General features: G+C 63.5%; 6 protein-coding genes. 2 read left to right on the forward strand and 4 right to left on the reverse strand.

The window, feature by feature from the left end; genetic code table 11:
• Nucleotides 1-132 precede the first annotated feature (132 nt).
• Genes B4E36_RS14270 through B4E36_RS14280 form a run of 3 tightly spaced genes read right to left on the reverse strand, consistent with a single transcriptional unit; the run spans nt 133 to nt 3,302 of the window.
• Nucleotides 133-1,338, reverse strand: a complete 1,206-nt coding sequence (locus B4E36_RS14270) for an ABC transporter permease (protein ID WP_292059733.1) — start codon at nt 1,336-1,338, stop codon at nt 133-135.
• Nucleotides 1,328-2,059 (reverse strand): ABC transporter ATP-binding protein, encoded by a 732-nt coding sequence (locus tag B4E36_RS14275; RefSeq protein ID WP_018063284.1) that lies wholly within the window; start codon nt 2,057-2,059, stop codon nt 1,328-1,330. The genes B4E36_RS14270 and B4E36_RS14275 overlap by 11 nt, the downstream gene beginning before the upstream one ends.
• Nucleotide 2,060: 1 nt before the next feature.
• Nucleotides 2,061-3,302, reverse strand: coding sequence for an efflux RND transporter periplasmic adaptor subunit (locus B4E36_RS14280; RefSeq protein WP_292059735.1), 1,242 nt, complete (start codon nt 3,300-3,302; stop codon nt 2,061-2,063).
• A gap of 226 nt (nt 3,303-3,528) precedes the next feature.
• On the opposite strand from B4E36_RS14280, the gene B4E36_RS14285 reads away from it, so the two are divergent.
• Nucleotides 3,529-4,053 carry an invasion associated locus B family protein gene (locus B4E36_RS14285; RefSeq protein WP_292059737.1) on the forward strand — a complete coding sequence of 175 codons (525 nt, stop codon included), beginning with the start codon at nt 3,529-3,531 and terminating at the stop codon, nt 4,051-4,053.
• Nucleotides 4,054-4,226: 173 nt separating this feature from the next.
• Complete coding sequence (locus tag B4E36_RS14290) at nt 4,227-4,766, forward strand: AAA family ATPase (protein WP_292059739.1); 540 nt, start codon at nt 4,227-4,229, stop codon at nt 4,764-4,766.
• On the opposite strand, the gene tgt is transcribed toward B4E36_RS14290, so the two are convergent.
• Nucleotides 4,759-5,715 (reverse strand): tRNA guanosine(34) transglycosylase Tgt (tgt, locus tag B4E36_RS14295; RefSeq protein WP_345900492.1); only part of this gene is annotated, 957 nt, incomplete at its 5' end. The two genes, B4E36_RS14290 and tgt, sit on opposite strands and share 8 nt — an antisense overlap.

Here is a 5,715-nt window from a genome sequence, read left to right on the forward strand (position 1 = left end):
AGAGAGGGGTGAACCCTCTCCGAGAGCACGGAGACTGCGGCTTTTAGGGCTTGCGCCCTTTACCCCTCTCTGTCGCTTTCGCGACATCTCCCCCTCAAGGGGGGAGATTTGGGCTGAGAGGCCTCGGCTCACTCACTCGAACCGCAGCGCATCGATCGGGCTGAGCCGCGCTGCCCGTCTTGCCGGGAAATAGCCGAAGATCAGGCCGATCAGGGCCGAGAAGCCGAAGGCGCCGGCGATCATCCATGGGTCGATGACGAAGGGCAGGGACAGATACTGCACGGCGGCATAGGCGAGGCCGAGGCCGATGATGATGCCGGCCACGCCGCCCGATATCGACAGCACCAGCGCCTCGACGATGAATTGCAGCAGAACCTGCCGCTCCAGCGCGCCGACGGTGAGCCTGAGGCCGATCTCGCGGGTGCGCTCGGTGACCGACACCAGCATGATATTCATGATGCCGATGCCACCGACCAGCAGGCTGACGCCGGCGATCGCCGCCAGCATGCCTGTCAGGTGGCTTTTCGTACCGGACACGGCGTTGGTGATCTCGGTCATGTCGTTGACCTCGAAATCGTCCGGCCGGCCCGGCAGGATATTGCGGCGTTCGCGCAGCAGGTCGCCGACCTCGGCCTTCAGATCCTGCGTGGAAACGCCGTCTTTCGCGGCGAGCACGATGCTCTCGATATAGCTGTCGCCGCCGAGGCGCCGCTGGAAGGTGGCGATCGGCATCAGCACGATATCGTCCTGATCGCGGCCCATGCCGGCCTCGCCCTTGGCCACGAGCGTGCCGATCACGGCGCAGGAAATATTGCCGACGCGGACATTGCGGCCAACCGGATCGTCATCGGCAAACAGCGTCTGCTTCACCGTCGCGCCGAGAATGCAGGCAGTATCGCTGGCCGCGACCTCGGCGCCGGCGAAATCGCTGCCGCTTTCAATGGTCCAGTCCTGGGCGTCGAGAAACGCATCGCTGGTGCCGATCACCACGGTCTTGCGGTTGTTGCCGCCGGCGACAACGGTCGCATCGGCGATGTTCTGGGGCGCGACGGCGCGCAGGTCCGGTATCTGGTTGCGGAGCGCCGCGATATCGCGCTCGGTGAACCCCTTGGCGGCTTCGGAGGCCGCACCCGGCGCGCGCTGGCCGGGCCGCACGAACAGGACATCCGTGCCAAGCCTTGCGATTTCGGTGCGCACCTGTTCCGCCGTGCCGTTCGCAACCGTCACCATGACGATCACCGCCGAAACGCCGATGATGACGCCGAGCACGGTGAGGAACGAGCGCAGCAGGTTGCGCCTGACGGCCCGCAGCGCGAGTTTCAGCATTTCAAGAAACATGGTCGTCCTCCCGCCTTTCGCCGCGGCCCGGCCGATAGCTGCCATCGACCCTGCCATCGAGGAAATGCATGCGCCGGCTGGCATAGCGCGCCACATTTTCATCATGGGTGACCATCACCACGGTGATGCCGATATCGACATTGAGGCTGGTGACCAGTTCCATGATCTCGTTGCTAGATTTGGTATCGAGATTGCCCGTGGGCTCGTCGGCGAGCAGAACGGCGGGTTCGGTAATCAGCGCGCGGGCAATCGCCACGCGCTGCTGCTGGCCGCCGGAAAGCTCCATGGTGCGCTGGTGCAGCCGATCGCCGAGGCCCACCTGATCAAGCGCGTTTTCAGCCCGCTCGCGGCGCTCGGTGCGGCTGATGCCGCGATAAAGCAGCGGCAGTTCGACATTCTCGATCGCCGAGGAGCGCGGCAGCAGATTGTAGCGCTGGAACACGAAGGCCAGCAGATGGCGGCGCAGCAGGGTCAGCTTGGGGCCGGGCAGTTCGGTCGTGTCGACGCCCTGGAAGAAGAACTGTCCGCTGGTCGGCCGGTCGAGCCAGCCGAGAATGTTCATCGCCGTCGACTTGCCGGAGCCCGACGGGCCCATGATCGAGAGGAACTCGCCAGCCTCGATCGAGAAATCAACGCCGTTCAGGGCGGCGATTTCCGCTTCGCCGGAGCCATAGATCCGCGAGACCTTGCGGAATTCGATAAGGGGAGGTGCCGCGTTCATATCATCGAACCTCCCGGCCGTTGCCCGTAACCACCATGTCGCCAACGCGCAGATCGCCGTTCACGACGGCGGTATAGCGACCATCGCTGGCGCCGACCGTGATCGGAACCGGGAGCGGTTCGCCGTTGCGCAGCAGCCAGGCGGTGCGCTCGTCGCCCGAAGAGGTGGGTGCGTCAACGCCGGCCGGCACGAAGCGCAGCGCCGCGGTCGGCACCAGGATCACATCCTCGGATTCGCTGACCAGAATATCGGCCGTCGCTGTCATGCCCTGGCGCAGCAGGCGCTCGGAATTGTCGACCAGGAGCACCGCCTTGTAGGTCACGACATCGCTGTTGAGCTCGGAGGCATAGCGGATCGAGGCGATCTCGGCCGGGAAGCGCTTGTCGGGAAAGGCCTCGACGGTGAAGCTTGCCTTCTGACCGGGCTCGACCTTGCCGACATCGGCCTCGTCGATATCGACGCGCAGCTCCATCTGGCCGAGATCGCCAGCGATGACGAAGAGAGTAGGGGCCTCCAGCGAGGTCGTGAAGGTCTGGCCGACATCGACATTGCGGTAAAGCACGACGCCGTCGATTGGCGAACGAATGGTCGCCTTGCTGAGCCGCAGTTCCGCCAGCGCCAGCTCGGCCTTGGCGACATCGAGCCGCGCCTCTGCGCTCTGGCGGTCGGCAACAGCGGCCGCATAGGCAAATTGCGCGTCCTCGAAAGCCTGGCGCGGCGCGACATTGCGCTTTGCCAGGGTTTCGGCGCGATCCATGGTTGCCTTGGCGGATTCGACATCGGAGACGCTCGACGCGACATCGGCACTGGCGGCGGCGAGCTTGGCCTTGGCGCTCAATATATCGGCCGTCAATTCGTCGGTTTCGAGTTCGAGCAGCACGTCGCCGGCCTTGACCTCGCTGTTGAAATCCACAAGCACGTCCTTCACCGTACCGGAAAGCTCGCTCGAAATCTCGACGCGGTTGATCGGCTCGATCGCGCCGGTGGCGCGCACGGTGATGTTCATCGGTCCGCGGATCACCTCGGCGGTCGTGTAGCCGGGCCGGGCCGCGACCAGTTGCAGGTCGCCGCTCTGGTAGAAGCGGTAGCCGCCATAGCCCGCGGCAATGAGGACGATGACGAGCGCCAGCCAGCCCCAGGGGAAGCGTCGGCGCGGCTTGTTCTCGCCGAGAATCGCCATGATATCGGGAACGGGCGGCCGCGCATGGCCTTCCTGTTCATCGCGCCTTCCGTGCGAGGACATCGGGAATTCTCCTGTCTGTACGCCTTACGATTTGCCGGCGACTATGGCGAGGAACCGACGGCCATGCAAGCATTGCCGCCGATTAAACCGGGCGCTACATCATTGCCGCACACATCTTTGCGCGGAACCCGAAAACATGCGTATCGCGCGAGCGTGTTGCCGGTGTTGGCGTCCGGCGAATCATGCTAGTTTCACGCGAAATTCAGATGAATTTGGGAGATTCCTGGTGAAACCTCGTCACATCGCAGCCGGCATCATTTCGGCGTTTCTTTTCGGCGCAGCCGCAAGCCCGGCAATTTCGGCCTTGCCGGAGGGCGCGAGCTCGCTCAACGAAACCTATCAGGACTGGCGGGTCACCTGCATCTCCAACGAGGGCGTTGACCGCTGCGCGATGATCCATAATCAGGTGGCAAAGGACAGCGGCCAGCGGGTGATGACGGTCGAGCTGTCGGTGACGCCGGACGACAAGATTCAGGGCGTCGTAATCATGCCGTTCGGCCTGGCGCTGGCCCAGGGCGTGACGCTGACGATTGATGAGGCGACCGAAGGAAAGACATTCGGCTTCTCCACGTGTCTGCCGCAGGGCTGCCTCGTGCCCGTCGAATTCGATGCGGCGATGGCCGAGCGGATGAAGAATGGCGTCGCGCTGAACATCATCGCCCAGCCGATCGACGGCAACGAGAAGTTCAGCATCACGGCTTCGCTGAAAGGTTTCACGGCTGCCCACAAGCGACTGATGGAACTGCGTTAAACGCCATTCTTCAGCGAGAAAATATCAGCACCGGCGACAATGGAGTTTTGTTGCCGGTGATATTAGAAAGTTCCATAATCCACATTATGTGATCTTTGTTATAGTGACCCCGCCGGGCACTGTTCCCTGCGGAACACATAGAAACAATCTGCGAAACTGTCTGCGTATCTCTCATGCATAGTCTGGAATCTCTCGGGACGCGTATCGTCGTCCTCGGCCCCTCCAATGCGGGTAAGTCGACCCTGGCCGTCGCTTTGTCCAGAAAGCTGGATATCGAGGCGATCCACCTGGATCAGTTCCAGCATCTGCCCAACACCGACTGGAAGCCTCGCCCCGAGGCCGAGTTCGCGAGACTGCACGATGACGCCATCATGGGCGAGCACTGGGTCATGGACGGCAATTACAGCCGGCTGATGCCGCAGCGCCTTGCGCGTGCGACCGGCGCGATCCTCATTACATCCAGCCGCTGGCGCCGGCTGGCGCGCTATATCAGGCGAACCACGGTGAACCGCGCGGAACGCGCCGGCCACCTGGAAGGCGCGCAGGACAGCATCAAATGGGACATGATCGACTGGATCCTGTTCAAGACCCAAAACAGCGCGACCAAATACGCCGAGGCCTTACGCCGCTCCGGTCTGCCGACTGTCGAATGCCATACGGCAAAAGCGCTTGACGAGCTTTACCGGCGCTGGGACTTGCCGCCGGTCAGATAGCGGCGACATCGCCCCTCGCCCAGCCTTCCTGGGTTTCCGCGACGAAATCGTCATAGCGTCCCTCGGCGATGGCCTTGCGAATGCCCTGCATGAGTTGTTGGTAATAATGCAGATTGTTCCAGGTCAGCAGCATGCCGCCCAGCGACTCGTTGGAACGCACCAGATGGTGCAGATAGGCGCGTGAATAATCGCGGGTCGCGGGGCAGTCGCTTTCCTCGTCCAGCGGGCGCAGGTCCTCGGCGTGGCGGGCGTTGCGCAGGTTGACCTTGCCGCGCCTTGTGAAGGCGAGGCCGTGGCGCCCTGCCCTTGTCGGCATCACGCAATCGAACATGTCGATGCCGCGCGCCACCGATTTCAGGATATCGTCCGGGGTGCCGACGCCCATCAGATAGCGCGGCTTTTCCGCCGGCAGTTCGGGCAGCGTCGTCTCCAGCATCGCCAGCATGACGTCCTGCGGCTCGCCGACGGCAAGCCCGCCGACGGCGTAACCCTTGAGATCGAGGTCTGCGAGGCCGCGCGCGGAGCGGACGCGCAGGTCGGGAATATCACCGCCCTGCACGATGCCGAACATCGCCTTGCCGGGCTGGTCGCCGAAGGCGATGCGGCAGCGCTCGGCCCAGGCAAGCGACATCTCCGTGGATTTCTCGATCTCGGGGCGGTCGGCCGGAAGCCGGACGCACTCATCGAGCTGCATCTGGATGTCCGAACCCAGCAGGCCCTGGATCTCGATCGAGCGTTCCGGGCTCATATGGTGGACGCTGCCGTCGATATGCGACTTGAAGGTCACGCCCTTCTTCTCGTCGATCTCCCTGAGCGCTGCCAGCGACATCACCTGAAACCCGCCCGAATCCGTCAGGATCGGATGCGGCCAGCGGATCAGCGAATGAAGGCCGCCGAGCCGCGCAACGCGTTCCGCGCCGGGGCGCAGCATCAGGTGATAGGTATTGCC

This window comes from Martelella sp. UBA3392 (genome assembly GCF_002358775.1).
GTDB lineage: Bacteria > Pseudomonadota > Alphaproteobacteria > Rhizobiales > Rhizobiaceae > Martelella > Martelella mediterranea.

What these genes read in the sequence shown, in the direction of transcription:
- B4E36_RS14270 (WP_292059733.1), bottom strand. Translation starts at nt 1,338, where the DNA reads ATGTTTCTTGAAATGCTGAAACTCGCGCTGCGGGCCGTCAGGCGCAAC.
- B4E36_RS14275 (WP_018063284.1), bottom strand. Translation starts at nt 2,059, where the DNA reads ATGAACGCGGCACCTCCCCTTATCGAATTCCGCAAGGTCTCGCGGATC.
- B4E36_RS14280 (WP_292059735.1), bottom strand. Translation starts at nt 3,302, where the DNA reads ATGTCCTCGCACGGAAGGCGCGATGAACAGGAAGGCCATGCGCGGCCG.
- B4E36_RS14290 (WP_292059739.1), top strand. Translation starts at nt 4,227, where the DNA reads ATGCATAGTCTGGAATCTCTCGGGACGCGTATCGTCGTCCTCGGCCCC.